The following is a 14,988-nucleotide window of genomic DNA, read 5'->3' as shown; positions in this document are numbered from 1 at the left end:
TCACCGCGTGCCATAGTCGGATGTTCGCCGGCCGCGTATAGGCCAACCATGGATTCGATCGAGACTCACGCCAAGCAACTCGGACGTCAGACGCCGCTGCCGACCTCGCCGGAGGCCGCTCAGCTCGACCGCGTGCCGAACCCTCACGCCGACACCGATTATCTTGCCCGCTTCACCGCGCCGGAATTCACTTCACTGTGCCCGGTGACGGGACAGCCGGATTTCGCAACGCTCGTCATCGACTATGTGCCGGATCGTTGGCTGGTAGAGTCGAAGTCGCTGAAGCTCTACCTCGGTGCCTTCCGCAACAACGGCGCCTTCCATGAGGATTGCACCGTCGGCATCGGGCGGCGGCTCGCCGCCGTGCTCGAGCCGCGCTGGCTGCGCATCGGCGGCTACTGGTATCCCCGCGGCGGCATTCCGATCGACGTGTTCTGGCAGACGGGCGAGCCGCCAAAATCCGTCTGGCTGCCCGACCAGGGCGTCGCACCCTATCGCGGCCGGGGCTGATCGTCCTCGCCGTCAGTGCTGTTCGGCCAGCACGCGGACGGTACGAGCGATGAACTTCTCTTGCGCGTCGATCGGGCCGCCATGGATGACGGCGACCGCCTCCAGCATCCGCTCCCGGTCGTCGCGCTCGGACGGGTCGAGCTTCTCCCGCAGGAGCGGCGCGAGGTGATCGACCGCGGTGTTGGCATCGGATGCCTGGGCAGCGGCGTGACGGATATAGGCCATTCGCGTCGCATAGTCGTCGTCGGGAGCAGTGACCTTGCGCATCTCCGCTTCGATGGCCGCCTCCTGCTCCGGTGTCGGAGTACCGCGGGCGAGCGCCACCAGCAACATCAGCACGCCGGCCGCGTCGGCGGGATCGCGGATGGCGCGCAGCGGCGCCCCGCGGAAAGACGCTTCGCCTCTCGCTCTCAGCTTCGCGTTGCGCCGGTCGCCGAGAAAGCGGTCGAGCTGCTCCATCCCGTTTCCGTAGATGAAGTAGTAGACCAGCCCGGTATGAACGCCCCGACGATGGCTGCGATGACAGCCATGAATCCCCATAGCTGTTGCGGTGCGGGAACTTGTCGCATCGGTGACGGGGGCGCAATCCTGGCTTGCGTCTCGTTCCCCGCTAGCCGTGGCCTCTCGACGGATTTCAGGCACCGGCGCGCACGAAAAAGGCGGCCGGTTGCCTGGCCGCCTCTCTCATTCGACTGAAACCTGCGTCTCAGTAGCCGTCGTAGTAGCCGCCGTAGGCCGGACGGCCGTAGTAGCTGTCATGGGCATAGGCGTCGCGCGCAGCGCCAGCTGCGATTGCGCCGGCCGCGAGACCCGCGATGCCGAGCCCGACGGCCGCGCCCGTTCCGATGCCGCGACGGCGGCCGCCGTAATAGGCACGCGGGCCGTATCCGCCATGATAATGACCGTAATGATGGCCGTAGCCGCGGCCGTAGGGGCGGGCATCGGCGGAGGTGGCGGTCAGGGTGCCGACCGAGATGAGGGCGGCGGTCACGAGGGCGAGCTTGCGCATAGCATCCTTTCCGATCCGAAAATGTCTTGGCGAAAAACACCTGAGCTTTGCCGGAAGTTCCCGCCAAGTTAGGTGTCACGTCCGGGAGGGATCGAAATCATCTCCGGGACGCGGTAATTCTCGCTTAGGACCGAAGTTAACGCCTCCTGCCTGAACGGAATCTGAAACGAGCCGACTTGTACCGCTCTTACGCCTTGGCGAGACGGTCGAATGCCATCAACGCCTCAACCAGCGCGGGAAGGTCGGCAAGCGCCACCATGTTCGGCCCGTCGGAGGGAGCGTGATCGGGATCGGGATGGGTCTCGATGAAGACTCCCGCCACGCCGACGGCGACTGCGGCGCGGGCGAGCACGGCGACGAACTCTCGCTGTCCGCCGGACGTAGCGCCCTGTCCGCCGGGCTGCTGGACCGAATGCGTCGCATCGAACACCACAGGGGCACCGCCGGTGACGCGGGCCATGATCGGCAGCGAACGCATGTCTGAGACGAGCGTATTGTAGCCGAAGGAGGCGCCGCGCTCGGTGACGATGACGTTGGGGTTGCCGGCCTCCGTCACCTTGGCGGCGACGTGCGCCATGTCCCAGGGCGCGAGGAACTGGCCCTTCTTGACGTTGACCGCCCGCCCCGTGGCAGCAGCGGCGAGCAAGAGGTCCGTTTGGCGGCAGAGGAAGGCCGGGATCTGCAGGATGTCGACGGCTTGCGCGGCCCGTGCGCAGTGCTCGGCCTCGTGCACGTCGGTGAGCACGGGAAGCCCGAGGCTCTCGCGAATCTCGGCGAAGACCGGCAATGCCTCATCGAGGCCGACGCCGCGGGCCGAGCGGCCGGAGGTGCGGTTGGCCTTGTCGAAGGACGACTTGAACACGAGCCCGATGCCGAGCTTGCCTGCCATCTCCTTGAGGGCGGAAGCGACTTCAAGCGCGTGCGCTCGCCCTTCGAGCTGACAGGGGCCGGCGATCAGCGCCAGCGGCAGATGGTTGGCGAAGGCGACGTCGCCGGTTCGGACGACGGAGCCGGAAGTCTGTGCGGTCTCGGGCATGACGCCCGCTCTAACCCGGCCCTGCCGCGCGGGAAAGGCCGCGGTGCGGACAGTCAGCCGCCAGGCGGCACAGGCTGCCGGTACCGATGCCATCCGGCCGGTCGCCGGGATCGCAGCGCAGAACCGCGCCGCCGACCCGGCCGAGTTGCGGCGCGCCGGTGAGCAGACTGTCCTGATGCAGGCGCAGAGCGAGCGTCTCGACCGATTCCGCTGGCGCGCCTGCCAGCGTCCGCCCGGCAAGCCCGATCAGGGTAAAGAAGGCATGCGGGGGTTCGCGGAGACCCGAGCGGAACACGAGCCGTCGCGGCGTGGCGCAGTCGAGGCTCATCCGGTCGGCGTCGGCGGCCCGAAACACGACGAGCGAACCGCTGCGCCCGGCCAGGGCAGCGCCAGTGCCGCGGATCAGCCGCACGGTGAGGCCGTCGCAGGATTCTGCCCGGACCGGTGATCCGAGAGACAAGACGAGAGCAAGGCCAGCGAGAGGAGCGCGCAGGGTCATGCGGCGATACATAGCACGCCCACCCTCTTTTAAGCCGCTTCGCCGAGCATGGCGCGTCGCTGCCGGTCCAATTCCTCGCTGTAGCGTTTCAGCGTGTGACTCTCCGTCAGCAATCCGATCACCCTGCGGCTCTGTGCGCCGTCGAGCACGGCGAGCGCCTCGCTCTCGGCCTGATCGAAGGCGGCCGCCGCCTGCTTGACGCTCATATCGGCCAGCAGAAACGATTTGGGGTAGCGAACGACGTCGGCGAGACGGGGCGCTTCACCGCCGTTCTCGGCGGCAAGGGCGTGGGCTTCAGGCACGAGGACGACCCCTGCGTAGCGGTCGTGCTCGTCCACCACGACCACCCGCGAGGGTGAGCCCAGCGGATGGGCGCGCAGAAACGTCGCCATCGGCGTGTCGAGAGCAACAGGCCGGATGTCCTTGCGCATCATCCGTCCCACGGTGAGGTTGCGCATCCAGCCGACATCGTGGGCGCTCCGGATAGTCTCGCCGCGTAGGTGGAAGCGCCAAGTGGCGAAGGAGTAGCCGAAGGTCTTCCGCACCGTGAGCGACGAGGCGATCACCGAGGCGAGAACGAGTCCGGTCACCGGGAAGCTTCCGGTCATTTCGAGGGCGAGGAAGGTCATGGTGAGGGGGCCGCCGACGATGGCGACGGCAAAGGCGCTCATACCGACCACGGCGTAGCCGATCGGCGCGAGTCCGAACCCTTCGAAGCCGGGCCACACCACCGGCGCCAGGCCGGCGAACAGGCGACCCACCAGCGCGCCGAGGAACAGCGAGGCGAAGAACAGACCGCCGCGGAAGCCCGAGCCGATCGACATCGCCGAGGCCGCGGCCTTGGCGACGACGAGCCCGGCAAGCGCGCCGAGCCCGGCGGTCGCCTCGGGGGCGAGGTAGATGTGGAGCGCCCCGTGTCCGGCCGAGAGCACCTGGGGCGTCGTCGCCAGGGCGAGACCGCCGACGCACAGGCCGCCGAGGATCGGCCGCAGGGGCGTGGGCAGGCGCGAGGCGCGAAAACCCTGCTCCACCAGTGTGACGCCCCGCATCAGCAGCACCGCGAGTCCGGCACAGACAAGCCCGAGAGCGAGGCAGGGTAGGGTATCGCCCGCATCCACGGCCGTGTTCTTGGCGAGCGCCAGCGCGCCGACATCGACGAAGGCGGGCTGCGGCGCGAGGACTCGCATCACCAGGCTGCCGCAGAGGGCCGCGACGACGACGGGGGCGAGCGTCGCGATGGTGTAGGTGCCGATGATGAGCTCGAAGGCGTAGAAGGCGCCGGTGAGCGGCGAGCCGAAGGCAGCCGCAATGGCGGCCGCTGAGCCGCAGCCGACCAGGGTGCGCAGGTCCGAGCGCCGCATCTCGAAGGCGATGCCGAGCCGCGAGGCGATCCCCGCCGCGACCTGCGTGTAGCCGGCCTCCAGCCCGACCGAGGCGCCGCAGCCGTTCGAGACCACATTCTGCACCGCCACGTCGAGGGAGCCGCGCAGCGACATCCGCCCGCCGTGCAGCGCGTTCGCTTCGATGGGATCGACAACGGCGCGCTTGTTCTTGCCGCGCCCCCGGGTCGAGACCAGGAGCAGCAAGCCGAGGACGGCACCGCCAAGCGCCGGAGCCAGGAAAGGAAGGCCCATCAGACCCTCCGTGGGAAGATCCGTGAGGCTGCTGAGGCGCTGTCCGGCGGGAAGCCGATAAAGGAACTCGCGTAAGAGCTGGCTGGCGCCGCTCATGGCGGCGACGGCGAGGCCTCCGATGCAGCCCGTGGCGGCTGCGAGCAGCACGAGGGCCACTTCGCTTCCCCGGACCCAGGCCCGAAGCCGTGCGGGTGCCTGAACCAGCGGGGCCGCAGCGACGGGGGATGTGGACGGGCTCATCAGCACTCGCGGGGGCTGGGACCGGATGGAGGCCATGGCGCCTATGCATCCGCCGTCTAGCACTCGTGGATCGACGGTGCGAACCGCCGCGAGATGCATTCAAGGCGCTTGAAATGCCGCGAGCCTCGGGATAAGTCCCCCCTCACGTGCCGCCGTAGCTCAGTTGGTTAGAGCACTAGATTGTGGATCTAGGGGTCCCCCGTTCGAGCCGGGGCGGTGGTACCATCCAATTTGGAATGAAGTTGAAGGGGTTGGCACTGTGCCAGCCCCTTCTTCATTCTGGCTCTGCTTCCCGGCGGATGGCTCGGGAAGCGAGTGGAATGCGGGGCAACGCATGCAGCCGCCCCGGCTTGGCGCGCAGGCGCCGTTCCACCCCTTCAGGTGGCCACAACCGGTTTCGGGATCGGCGAGCGGGTGAGCGTCTGGATCTCACGCGGCGCCCGTCCGGCCTTCTGCGCGATTTCCGCTTCCTGCTCGGCAATGAGTTGGCGTGCCGGCTCGTCGCCGTCGAGCCCACCGAGGATTTCCATCGGCACACGCCGGTTCGAGGCGCGTGTGCCGTCTGCGAAGACGACGTCGAAGAGGACGAAGCCGCGTTGCTGCGGCAGAGATTTGGTGCGCTTGGACATGCGTGCTGATAGGCGGCCTTTAGCGACTTGAGCAATGGCGGCGAATGCAGACGGGGTCATACCCCGCGCCCGGTCGGGAAGGGTCATGATGAGCGAATGGGTTCACCTCGAAACCGTTGACGTGCCCGGCGGCGGCAAGAGCCTCGCCCTGATGCAGCGAGGCAGCGAATTCTCGATCGTCGTCGGCACCATCGAACTGATGAACAGCACGCGAGGAGACTCGGAGGAAGCGCTGGCCTCCCTCACCTGCGCCCGGCTGGCGAACCGGCCGGCACCCCGCGTGCTGATCGGCGGTCTGGGCATGGGTTTCACGCTCCGCGCAGCGTTGCACGGGCTCGGACCGGATGCACGTGTCGTCGTCGCCGAACTCGTCCCGGCGGTGGCCGCGTGGGCGCGCGGGCCGCTTGCCCCGGTCTTCGGCGGCTGCCTGGACGATCCGCGGGTCGAGCTTCGCGAAGTGGATGTGAACCGGCTGATCCAATCCGAGCCTGCCGGTTGGGACGCCGTCCTTCTGGATGTGGATAACGGTCCCGAGGGGCTGATGCGGCGCGCGAACGATCGCCTCTACGACGAGTGGGGGCTGAAGCGGGCGCAATGGGCGCTCAAGCCGGGCGGTACGCTCGGTGTCTGGTCGGGCTCACCGGATCGGAAGTTCAAGGCGCGGCTTCAGCGCCTCGGCTTCGCCGTTGAGGAGGTTCGCCTTCCGGCGAGCGGTTCGAGCGGTCCACGCCACGTCATATGGCTCGCGACGCGGTCCTGACGCGACTGCGCCGATTCCCGCGACGATCTTGGCGACGATCTTGGCGACGGGCGTCGCCCTTCAAAACCCCTGGCCGATGGCAAAGACATCCAGCGATGCATCGGTGCATCGCCGGATGCCTGAGAGACTCGCCTCAGCGATCCGCTTTCTCGCCTGCGACCGTGAGGTCGATGTAGCGTTTCGTCGTCGGGCCGATCAGCTCGCGTACGCGACGCGCCATTGCCTCCTCCTCCTGAAGCGATTGCCGGAAACCCGTCAGGTTCCCGCCCTGCCCAGCGGCCTCGCCGATGGTGAGGAGGGATTCGTAGGCGGCAATCTCGAAGTTCTCGAAGGCGTGGTTGGCGTAGGTGTTCTTCAGGATCTCATCCTGCGCCGGCGTGTGGCCCAGCGCCATCATGTTGCCGACGAAGCCGAGAATGCCTTCCTTGATGGCCGACGGACTGTCTCCAAGCGCCTGGAGTGCCTCCTCGAGACGCGCGCGCTGGCCGTGCGTCTCCGCGATATGGCGGCGTAGCGCCTCTTCCATCTCCGGATATCGGGTGAGCCGCTCGACCTGACGCTCCATGATCTGCAGGGCCTGCATTTCAAGGGCATGAGTGTTCTTGAGAGCGGTGACGTAGATTTCGCGCGTGTCGAGCACCATCGTCGGCTTCTCCTGTTCGAAGAGTGTACGTGAATCGGCAGGACCTGCCCGGCTGAGGATCCAGCCGGGCGCGTGGGATCAGCCGATCTGCTCGCTCTGGGCGCCGCTGTCGGGTCGGGCCGGGCCGAGGACGGGCTCCTGCCCCATGGGTGCGTTCTGGACCACGTTGTACTCGCCCTTGCCATCAAGAGAGCGGCCGCTCGTCCAACGGCCTTCCGGCGGCGGCACGCCGTCGCGGTTGGTGGCAAAGAAGCTGTAGTTGTACTTCTGGTTCTCCTCCGATTGCGGGAAGGAGTTCGGGATCGGCAACGCACCCTCATGGCCGCCGACTTCCTCAATCACCGAAAGCCATTGCTGCTGGTGCATGGTGTCGCGGGCGATCAGGAAGCTCCACATGTCCTTCATGCCGGGATCGTTGGTGGCGTTGGACAGGCGCACGGCGAGCGTCCGGCCCGTCGCCTCGGCGGCGACATTGCAGTACATGTCGGCCGCGAGGTTTCCACTGGCGTAGATGTGGTTCATGTCGAACGGCACGCCGTCGGAATTGCCCGGGAAGGCGGCCATTCCGCTCGACAGCAGATGCTTGTGCAGCATGCCCTCGGCAATGTGGCGCGGGTTCTCGCCGCCCATCACCGCGCCGACGATGGCGTCGGCGGCGCCGGCTTCTTGAACCTTGGTCGGAGCATTCTCCAGGTTCATCGCAACAGCTGTCGCGAGCATCTCGATGTGCCCGATCTCCTCCGTCGCGGTGTGGAGTAGCATGTCGCGATACTTGGTGTTGGGCGCGCGATTGCCCCAGGCTTGAAAGAAGTATTGCATACAGACACGGATCTCGCCCTCGACACCACCGATCGCCTGCTGCAGCATCCGGGCATAGATCGGGTCCGGGCTCTCGACCCGCACAGGATATTGGAGTCGCTTGTCGAAATAATACATCGGCTTGTTTCCTCGAATGCGCGAAGCACAGCCCACAAGGCAGAGCACGGCCAAGTCATTCGACCTGGCTGTGTCTCGGCTTCTGTGTTCGGGAAATCGCCGGATGCGCGCTTTGTTCAGCGGAAAATCAGCCGAGGAACGACTCAATCATATGTTATGCTGATATAGCACAGTGCATAATCTAGTCTGCCATCCTCGGTGATGAGAGAAGACGTTCGGTCGACCTGTTTCTACGCTGCGGGCGATCGGACCGTTCATGCGGCATTCCGGCCCAGATTGACGACCAGTTCGCGGATCGCAGCCGAGGGAACGGGACGGCTGAACAGGTAACCCTGCCCCTCCTCGCACCCTTCGAGGCGAAGTTGGTCGAGTTGAGCCTCGGTCTCGATGCCCTCGGCGGTGGTCGTGATGCCCAGACTGCGGCCGAGGCCGATCACGGAGCGCACGATCAGGCGTGAATTCCCGGTCGCGTCGAGGTTGCGCACGAAGGACTGATCGATCTTGATCTTGTCGAAAGGGAAGCTCTGCAGGTAGCTCAGGGACGAGAAGCCGGTGCCGAAATCGTCCATCGCCACGCGCACGCCCAATCGCTTGAGGGTGTGCAGCGTTGCCAAAGTCGTCACGCTGTCGTTCAACAGAACCGACTCCGTGATCTCCAACTCCAGCCGATGCGCCGGCAAACCACTTGCCGCGAGTGCGTCCATCACGGCCCGGACGACCGCCGCATTCTTGAACTGCGCCGCGGAGACGTTGACGGCAACGCCGATGCCGCCGGGCCAAGCTGCAGCCTCGCTACAGGCCTTGCGGAGGACCCATTCGCCGATCTGACTGATGGCCCCGGTCTCCTCCGCCAGCGGAATGAAGTCGGCGGGAGAGACGTATCCGCGCTCGGGATGCCGCCAGCGCAGCAGCGCTTCGCAGCTCGAAATCCGCTGCCGATCGAGCTTGACGATCGGCTGGAAGACAAGCTCGAACTCACCGTTGTCGACGGCCTTGCGGAGGTCGTTCTCGAGCGCACGGCGCTTGCGAAGCTCGAGATCCATCTCCTCCTCGAAGAACGACCAGCATCCTCGCCCCGTCGCTTTGGCGCGGTAGAGGGCGAGGTCGGCGCTCTTGAGGAGTTTTTCCGGGCTCGTCCCGTGTTCCGGCGCGAGCGAGATGCCGATGCTGACGCCCACCATCACGGTGTGGCCGTCGAGCAGGAATGGCTGCTGGAACGCGGCGATCAGGCGTTTCGCGAGCGCGCTCGCGTCGCGCCGCACATGCGTGCCGGCCTGGACGATGGCGAACTCGTCGCCGCCCAGGCGCGCGACGAGGTCGGTCTCGCGTAGGCAGCCCTGCAGCCGCTCCGCAACGCTGCGCAGCAGGCCATCGCCGATCGGATGACCGAGCGTGTCGTTGACCTCCTTGAAGCGGTCGAGGTCGAGGCAGAGTGTCGCGAAGCCTGCGCCGACCCCCTCGGCGAGACGCGCGGCGGCCTCCTCCAGGCGCTCGCCGAACACCATGCGGTTGGCGAGCCCCGTCAGCGCGTCGCGGCGCGCCATGGTGATGATCCGCTCTTCCGCCTCGTAGCGCTGGGTCACGTCCTCGTAGGTGGCGATCCAGCCGCCCTCGGCGGTCGGCTGCTGCTTGAGCGAGACGATGCAATCGTTCCGGATCGGGCCGCACAGCGACCCGCTCACGCCACGCTGGAGCAGGGATTGCTGCTGCATCAGCAGGTCGACGGCACGGTCGTCGTCGGCCGAGGCTTCGACGAGGCGAGCAACCTCCCGGATGCTCATGCCCGGCCGCAGCAGGCCGGCATCGATGCCGAACATGTCGCAGAAGCGGCGATTGTAGACGAGCAGGCCGCCCTCGGCGTCATAGAGGCAAAGCCCCTGGAGCATGTTGCTGAGGGCCGCATCGAGTTGGGAATTGCTGCGCTTGAGCTGATCCTCCTGCTCCTTGAGCAGGGACATGTCGCTGCAAACCGCGACGAAGCCGCCGTCCCGCGTGGGACTGCGGCTGATACGCAGCCAGCGCCCGTCGGCGGAGCGCGTCTCGGCCGTCAGGCTGCTGGTGCCGGGCATGGCAAGCAGGGTGTCGGCAACCGGTGAGCCGCTCGCGTCTGTGAGGGAGCGATGCCCCGTCTCGGCCGGATCGAGCCCGAGCAGCGCTGCCGCTCGCTCGTTGGCGAGGACGATGCGGCCCATGGCATCGACGACGATGATCCCTTCGATCGATCCCTGGACCGCATCGGCCAAGAGGCTCTGAGCGGAGCGGCGCTGCGCAACCTCCTCCTGCATCATCGCCGCGATGTTGTTGCGCATCACCTCCATCGCTCGCAGCAGCGCACCGAACTCGTCGGCCCCGCCTTCGGGTACTTCGACGGTCAACTCGCCCGCGGCGATGCGGCTCGCAACGGTCGAGGCGTCCGCAACAGGCCGAACAATCTGCCGCAACAGGAGCAGGGCGACGATGCCGGAGAGGACAATTGCGAGCGACGTCACAAAGACACTAAACCGCACGTCGCGATCGACGATCGCCCGCGCGGTCTGACGGTAGGAGAAGCCGTCCCCGGCGGTGAAGTTGATCAACAAATCGATATGCTGCTCGGCCGCCGCCGCGTGGGCGTCGAGCGCCTGCCAGACATCCGCCGTCTGTTGATCAGGTCCGAATTCGCGACGCGCTGCGAGCCAGTGGGTGACGGCATCCTTAGCGGCAGCGGCCTCCCGCGTGGCACGCTCCGAGTGGGCGCGGTCGGCCGCGATTTCCAGGTCCTCCTCGAAGGACTGCGCCAGGGACTCGATCCGCGCCTCCAGGTTGCGCCGCTCCTCGGCGTCGCCTGCGAGGCGGGCCCGCGCAACCGTTGCCTGCAATGCCGCAAGGTCGGTCGCGGCGGCGCGGGCATAATTGATCGACATCAGTGACTGGTCATAGGTTTTGTCGACCAGCGCGCCTGTCGTCATGATGCCCATGGCGGCATAGCCGCCGAGCATTGCTGTGATCGCGCTCAGCATCAGGAAAGCGAGAAAGATGCGGCCGCGAATGGTGCGGCCGCCACGCAGCGCCGCATCAAGGGCCGCACGCCACCTCGAAGTGCCTGTTTGTCGGCGTGAAAGGTTCATCGGGCAAACGCTCGCTACTCGCGGCCAGCATGTCCGACAAGCGTTAAGGTAATCTACAACGTGCTCGATTTTCTTAGCATAGCCCTGGAATTCTCTGGCGATGTTAATGCGAACGCAACCTTACGAACGCTCATTCAACATTGACGAGCGCGCGGGGGCGCCCTCGAAGTAGGGGGAGAGAGGCATGAGTGACGCGTGCCGGGTGTGGTGTGCATTCGCCCCGAGGCGCGCGGGCTCGTTCCTGTTGCTCGCATCCGTCGTCGCGTCCGGCACGGCGCTCGCGCTGACGGGCGATGCGTCCTCCTACCGTGTGATGCAGAAGGGCCGGGCTTTCGCACCGGGTGCGGTCTCACTCAGGGCCGGCGAAGCCATTGCCATCGTCAACGACGACGGTGAGCTCGTGCACCACGCCTATCTCGACAATCCGGAATTCAGCTTCGACATCGGCGAGCAGGTTCCGGGGAGCAAAACCGTCGTCTACTTCCCTAAAGCAGGGCAATTCACCGTTCTGTGCGGCATCCACCCGAAGATGAAGCTTGCGGTGTCCGTCAAATAAGAACCGTCCGTCGCCGAATCCCAATAACAGATCTAGGTTAGTCGACAGGCTATTGGCTAGTCGCTGTCCTCGAAGGCAAGCCGGCCTTGATGGATAGCGACGAGATGGTGAACTTGCGTTAATCGAAATTTAATCCAGCCCCCGCAACCTCATTCCCATCGAGGTTGGAATGGCTTGGAAATTCGTGGGGGGCGCGGCAGCCCTCCTGACGATCCTCTTAGGAGGCTTGGCGGTCGCCACGAACGGCGAACCCGACCGGTCGGTGGCGCTTGCCGATTACCGGCGGCCGACGACGATCCCTTTCCCCCAAGACAATGCCTACCAAGCGGCCAAGGCGGAACTCGGCCGTTCACTGTTTTTCGAGCCGATCCTCTCTCGCGACGGCGACCGGACCTGCGCAACCTGCCACATCCCTGGGCAGGACTGGACCGACTCGAACCCGCGCGCGCCCCGCAGCGACGGCGGAGTCATGGATTTCCGCACACCGACGCTGCTCAACGTCGCCTGGACCGATACGATCTACGGCTGGGACGGCAAGTTCATCGGCCTCGAAACCGTTGCCCGCACGCCTTTGACCGCTCCCGGCAACATGAACATGCCGCCCGAGGAGATGGTCCGACGCCTCTCCGCCGATCCGAAATACGTAGCGGCTTTCAAGACTGCGTTCCCGGAGCCCGCACCGGATGGCAACCCGGTCACAGAGGCGCGTATCGAGCAAGCGCTCGCCACCTTCCAGCGCCTGATCGTCTCCGGTCGAGCACCGTTCGACCGCTGGGTGGAAGGCGATGCGCGCGCCGTCGATGCATCCGCCAAGCGTGGGTTCGATCTTTTCAACGGCAAGGCCAATTGTGCGGCCTGCCATTCGGGCTGGAACTTCACCGACGGTTCGTTCCACGACGTCGGCGTCGCCAAGGATGGCGCGATCGGCCGAGGACGGTTCTTTCCCACTTCGACGGCTTTACGGCACGCATTCAAGACGCCGACCCTGCGTAACGTCGCGCGGCGCCCCCCCTATATGCACAACGGCTCGCTGGCGACGCTATCCGAGGTGGTCGATCTCTATGACCGCGGCGGCATCGACCGGCCGAGCCGCTCCCGCGACATCCGCCCGCTCCATCTCTCGGCGCGGGAGAAGGCCGATCTCATCGCTTTCATGGAATCCCTCAACGACGATGGGGCCGACGGGCCGGCGTACCGGCCGATCGGTCCCGTGCCGCCGCCACCGTAAGAGCCGCCGAGATTCCTCCGGCCTTGTCCGTCAACAGTGGACGGTCGCGCAGGCCCATAACCGTGGCATTGTGCCACCGGCGGCCGCGATCGTCGGCAAGGTCGCTAGCCGATCGCATGAGGTCTGCAGATCCGGCTGGAGGGCAAAGCCGGGAACCATTGTCGCCTGTTCATTTGCGTCGAACCCGGTCTTGCGGCGGCGCAGCGGCCCGGTTCCGGCGCTGACGACGGGCGTTGCGGTCGAAGCCTCTCGGCAGAAGGCCGGATGGGGATTGCCGCCCATCAGCATCGTGCGATCCCCAGCACCTTCATGCGTGAGCGCAGCGTGGTAGGCTTGAGGCCGAGCAGTTCGGCGGCACCGCCTGGCCCGAAAATCTTTCCACCGCTCATCTGCAGAGCCGCTTCGATCTCGCTCCTGACGCGGGCGCGGCGTTCCTCCTCGGTGAGAGGCCGGCCGAGATCCGTCGGGCTCTCGGCCACCCGCGGCTCAAGGCTGACGCCGCGGGCCTCCGGCAAGTCGAATCGGAGACGTCCACGCTCGGCGAGGATCGCGGCGCGCTCGATCACGTTCTCTAACTCGCGCACATTGCCCGGCCAGTCGTAGCGGGCCAGGCGCCGGGCATCGGCCTCGGTCAGGCGCAGATCCGCGCGGTTAAGACGGCGCGCGGCCGCCTTGAGAAAATGCTGGGCGATCAGCGGCACATCCTCGCGGCGCTCGCGCAAGGGGGCGGAGGCGATGGGGAAGACGTTGAGGCGGAAATAGAGATCCTCTCGAAATCGTCCCCGGCGCACCTCGTCCTTGAGGTCGCGGTTGGTCGCCGCGATCAGCCGGATGTCGACGGTTCGGGTGCGCTCCTCGCCGACGCGCTCGAACTGGCGCTCCTGCAGCACGCGCAGGAGCTTGCCCTGAAGATCGAGCGGGATCTCCCCGACCTCGTCGAGGAACAACGTTCCGCCGTCGGCGAGCTCGAAACGTCCGATCCGATCGCGTAGGGCTCCGGTAAAGGCACCCCTTGCGTGGCCGAAGAACTCGCTCTCGAACAGGTCGCGCGGGATCGCCGCGCAATTGACGCGGATCAGCGGCCGGTCGCCGCGGCGGCTCGCCTCGTGGATGGCCCGGGCGATCAGTTCCTTGCCCGTACCGGACTCGCCGGTGACGAGAACGGTCGCGTCGGTGCCCGCCACCACGTCGATCTGGTTCCGGAGCGCCTCGATCGCCGGGCTGCGGCCGATGAGGCCCTGGTGGCGGCTCTCGGCGCGGATTTCCTCCTTCAGGTAGGCGTTCTCCTGCTCCAGGCGCTCGCGCAGGGAATCGACTTCGGCGAGCGCCTGCTTCAACCGCTCCTCCGCCTCGCGGCGCTGGCTGACATCGCGAAACACGATCACGGCGCCGAGCAACTGTCCGCCCTCGCGGATCGGCGTGGAAGTATACTCGACGGGGAAGGAGGTGCCGTTCTTGCGCCAGAACACCTCGCCATCGACCTGATGCACGACGCCGTCGCGGAAGGCCGCGTAGATCGGGCAGTCGCGATGCGGGTAATGCGCGCCGCCCGCGTGGGTGTGGTGGACGGTGGCGTGCATGTCCTTCCCGACGAGGTCGGCCGATTGCCAGCCCAGCATCCGTTCCGCCGCCGGATTGACGAAGGTGGTGATCCCTTCCGCGTTGACGCCGTAGATCCCCTCCCCCGCCGCGCGCAGGATCAGCCGGTTGCCGCGCTCGATGTCGCGGAAGATGCGCTCCATGCGCTGCCACTCGGGCAGGCCGGCGCGCATATGGTCCTCGGCTTCCCGGTCGACGCGGCGGCGCTCGCGCTCATCGAGGTCGTAGAGTGTGACGAGGAGCCGCGCCTGCTCGCCCGAGAGCACGCAGCCCGAATATTCGAGCCGCAGCACCTTGCCGGTGCCGTGGCGCGGCGTGAGGGCCTGCGTCCACCATTGCCCTTCGGCAAGAACAGCCTGCGTGAACACCACGAGCGCCGATCGCTGATCGGGATGAAGCCCGCTCACCGGCATGGTGCGAAGCGCGGACTGTGGATGGCCCAGAAGCCGGGCGGCGGCCGGATTGGCATCGGCGATGCGGTCGGCCAGAGGCTCGAACACCAGCATGGCCTCGCCGTTCTCGTCGAAAGCGGGGCCGTAGGGAGCCGGAGATGCCGGGCCGCGCCCCTGCCCTGCCATGACGAAATCTCGCATATTTCCTAC

At 66.6% G+C, this 14,988-nt stretch carries 15 protein-coding genes and 1 tRNA gene; 5 read left to right on the top strand and 11 right to left on the bottom strand.

Going from position 1 to position 14,988, the window contains the following annotated elements; genetic code table 11:
• Positions 1-48 precede the first annotated feature (48 nt).
• On the top strand, positions 49-510 hold the full coding sequence (gene queF / locus FHU13_RS02135; protein ID WP_183434193.1) for a preQ(1) synthase: 462 nt from the start codon (positions 49-51) through the stop codon (positions 508-510).
• Positions 511-522: 12 nt separating this feature from the next.
• On the opposite strand, the gene FHU13_RS02130 is transcribed toward queF, so the two are convergent.
• The 5 genes from FHU13_RS02130 to FHU13_RS02110 form a co-directional block, all read right to left on the bottom strand.
• Positions 523-969, bottom strand: coding sequence for a hypothetical protein (locus tag FHU13_RS02130; RefSeq protein ID WP_246714440.1), 447 nt, complete (start codon positions 967-969; stop codon positions 523-525).
• Between the two features lie 247 nt (positions 970-1,216).
• Entirely contained in the window at positions 1,217-1,519 is a 303-nt protein-coding gene (locus tag FHU13_RS02125) for a hypothetical protein (RefSeq protein WP_183434192.1), read from the bottom strand.
• Positions 1,520-1,706: 187 nt separating this feature from the next.
• Positions 1,707-2,555: a 3-deoxy-8-phosphooctulonate synthase gene (gene kdsA, locus FHU13_RS02120; protein WP_183434191.1), complete on the bottom strand. Its 849-nt coding sequence runs from the start codon at positions 2,553-2,555 to the stop codon at positions 1,707-1,709.
• Positions 2,556-2,565: 10 nt separating this feature from the next.
• The gene (locus FHU13_RS02115) at positions 2,566-3,054 is read right to left on the bottom strand and encodes a hypothetical protein (protein ID WP_183434301.1); all 489 of its coding nucleotides are present in this window, start codon (positions 3,052-3,054) and stop codon (positions 2,566-2,568) included.
• Positions 3,055-3,083: 29 nt separating this feature from the next.
• The gene (locus FHU13_RS02110) at positions 3,084-4,928 is read right to left on the bottom strand and encodes a chloride channel protein (RefSeq protein ID WP_183434190.1); all 1,845 of its coding nucleotides are present in this window, start codon (positions 4,926-4,928) and stop codon (positions 3,084-3,086) included.
• 148 nt (positions 4,929-5,076) lie between these two features.
• Between FHU13_RS02110 and FHU13_RS02105 the strand changes: the two genes are divergently transcribed.
• Positions 5,077-5,153: transfer RNA gene (locus FHU13_RS02105), tRNA-His, on the top strand.
• Positions 5,154-5,305: 152 nt separating this feature from the next.
• Here the strand turns inward: FHU13_RS02105 and FHU13_RS02100 are convergent.
• Positions 5,306-5,557 carry a hypothetical protein gene (locus FHU13_RS02100; RefSeq protein WP_183434300.1) on the bottom strand — a complete coding sequence of 84 codons (252 nt, stop codon included), beginning with the start codon at positions 5,555-5,557 and terminating at the stop codon, positions 5,306-5,308.
• 88 nt (positions 5,558-5,645) lie between these two features.
• On the opposite strand from FHU13_RS02100, the gene FHU13_RS02095 reads away from it, so the two are divergent.
• The gene (locus tag FHU13_RS02095; protein WP_183434299.1) at positions 5,646-6,317 is read left to right on the top strand and encodes a spermidine synthase; all 672 of its coding nucleotides are present in this window, start codon (positions 5,646-5,648) and stop codon (positions 6,315-6,317) included.
• A gap of 133 nt (positions 6,318-6,450) precedes the next feature.
• On the opposite strand, the gene FHU13_RS02090 is transcribed toward FHU13_RS02095, so the two are convergent.
• The 3 genes from FHU13_RS02090 to FHU13_RS02080 form a co-directional block, all read right to left on the bottom strand.
• A complete protein-coding gene (locus tag FHU13_RS02090; protein WP_183434189.1) occupies positions 6,451-6,960 on the bottom strand; it encodes a ferritin-like domain-containing protein in 510 nt (169 codons plus the stop codon).
• 78 nt (positions 6,961-7,038) lie between these two features.
• Complete coding sequence (locus FHU13_RS02085; protein WP_183434188.1) at positions 7,039-7,896, bottom strand: manganese catalase family protein; 858 nt, start codon at positions 7,894-7,896, stop codon at positions 7,039-7,041.
• A 254-nt stretch (positions 7,897-8,150) separates the two neighbouring features.
• Complete coding sequence (locus tag FHU13_RS02080) at positions 8,151-11,003, bottom strand: EAL domain-containing protein (protein WP_183434187.1); 2,853 nt, start codon at positions 11,001-11,003, stop codon at positions 8,151-8,153.
• Positions 11,004-11,187: 184 nt separating this feature from the next.
• On the opposite strand from FHU13_RS02080, the gene FHU13_RS02075 reads away from it, so the two are divergent.
• Positions 11,188-11,559 carry a hypothetical protein gene (locus tag FHU13_RS02075; RefSeq protein WP_183434186.1) on the top strand — a complete coding sequence of 124 codons (372 nt, stop codon included), beginning with the start codon at positions 11,188-11,190 and terminating at the stop codon, positions 11,557-11,559.
• Between the two features lie 169 nt (positions 11,560-11,728).
• A complete protein-coding gene (locus tag FHU13_RS02070) occupies positions 11,729-12,787 on the top strand; it encodes a cytochrome-c peroxidase (RefSeq protein WP_183434185.1) in 1,059 nt (352 codons plus the stop codon).
• A gap of 30 nt (positions 12,788-12,817) precedes the next feature.
• Here FHU13_RS02070 and FHU13_RS02065 read toward each other — a convergent pair whose 3' ends face one another.
• Together FHU13_RS02065 and FHU13_RS02060 are read right to left on the bottom strand one after the other, a co-directional pair.
• Positions 12,818-13,075, bottom strand: a complete 258-nt coding sequence (locus FHU13_RS02065; protein ID WP_183434184.1) for a hypothetical protein — start codon at positions 13,073-13,075, stop codon at positions 12,818-12,820.
• On the bottom strand, positions 13,069-14,964 hold the full coding sequence (locus tag FHU13_RS02060; RefSeq protein ID WP_183434183.1) for a sigma 54-interacting transcriptional regulator: 1,896 nt from the start codon (positions 14,962-14,964) through the stop codon (positions 13,069-13,071). The genes FHU13_RS02065 and FHU13_RS02060 overlap by 7 nt, the downstream gene beginning before the upstream one ends.
• Positions 14,965-14,988: the final 24 nt, after the last annotated feature.

This window comes from Methylobacterium sp. R2-1 (assembly GCF_014191355.1).
Classification (GTDB): domain Bacteria; phylum Pseudomonadota; class Alphaproteobacteria; order Rhizobiales; family Beijerinckiaceae; genus Methylobacterium.
Note: the sequence above shows the minus strand (reverse complement) of the source record. Positions and strands in the feature narration are given on the sequence as shown.

Bases quoted from the DNA above. Each gene is read 5' to 3' on its own strand.
- queF (WP_183434193.1), top strand. From the start codon at position 49: ATGGATTCGATCGAGACTCACGCCAAGCAACTCGGACGTCAGACGCCG.
- FHU13_RS02130 (WP_246714440.1), bottom strand. From the start codon at position 969: ATGGAGCAGCTCGACCGCTTTCTCGGCGACCGGCGCAACGCGAAGCTG.
- FHU13_RS02125 (WP_183434192.1), bottom strand. From the start codon at position 1,519: ATGCGCAAGCTCGCCCTCGTGACCGCCGCCCTCATCTCGGTCGGCACC.
- kdsA (WP_183434191.1), bottom strand. From the start codon at position 2,555: ATGCCCGAGACCGCACAGACTTCCGGCTCCGTCGTCCGAACCGGCGAC.
- FHU13_RS02115 (WP_183434301.1), bottom strand. From the start codon at position 3,054: ATGACCCTGCGCGCTCCTCTCGCTGGCCTTGCTCTCGTCTTGTCTCTC.
- FHU13_RS02110 (WP_183434190.1), bottom strand. From the start codon at position 4,928: ATGAGCCCGTCCACATCCCCCGTCGCTGCGGCCCCGCTGGTTCAGGCA.
- FHU13_RS02100 (WP_183434300.1), bottom strand. From the start codon at position 5,557: ATGTCCAAGCGCACCAAATCTCTGCCGCAGCAACGCGGCTTCGTCCTC.
- FHU13_RS02095 (WP_183434299.1), top strand. From the start codon at position 5,646: ATGAGCGAATGGGTTCACCTCGAAACCGTTGACGTGCCCGGCGGCGGC.
- FHU13_RS02090 (WP_183434189.1), bottom strand. From the start codon at position 6,960: ATGGTGCTCGACACGCGCGAAATCTACGTCACCGCTCTCAAGAACACT.
- FHU13_RS02085 (WP_183434188.1), bottom strand. From the start codon at position 7,896: ATGTATTATTTCGACAAGCGACTCCAATATCCTGTGCGGGTCGAGAGC.
- FHU13_RS02080 (WP_183434187.1), bottom strand. From the start codon at position 11,003: ATGAACCTTTCACGCCGACAAACAGGCACTTCGAGGTGGCGTGCGGCC.
- FHU13_RS02075 (WP_183434186.1), top strand. From the start codon at position 11,188: ATGAGTGACGCGTGCCGGGTGTGGTGTGCATTCGCCCCGAGGCGCGCG.
- FHU13_RS02070 (WP_183434185.1), top strand. From the start codon at position 11,729: ATGGCTTGGAAATTCGTGGGGGGCGCGGCAGCCCTCCTGACGATCCTC.
- FHU13_RS02065 (WP_183434184.1), bottom strand. From the start codon at position 13,075: ATGCTGATGGGCGGCAATCCCCATCCGGCCTTCTGCCGAGAGGCTTCG.
- FHU13_RS02060 (WP_183434183.1), bottom strand. From the start codon at position 14,964: ATGGCAGGGCAGGGGCGCGGCCCGGCATCTCCGGCTCCCTACGGCCCC.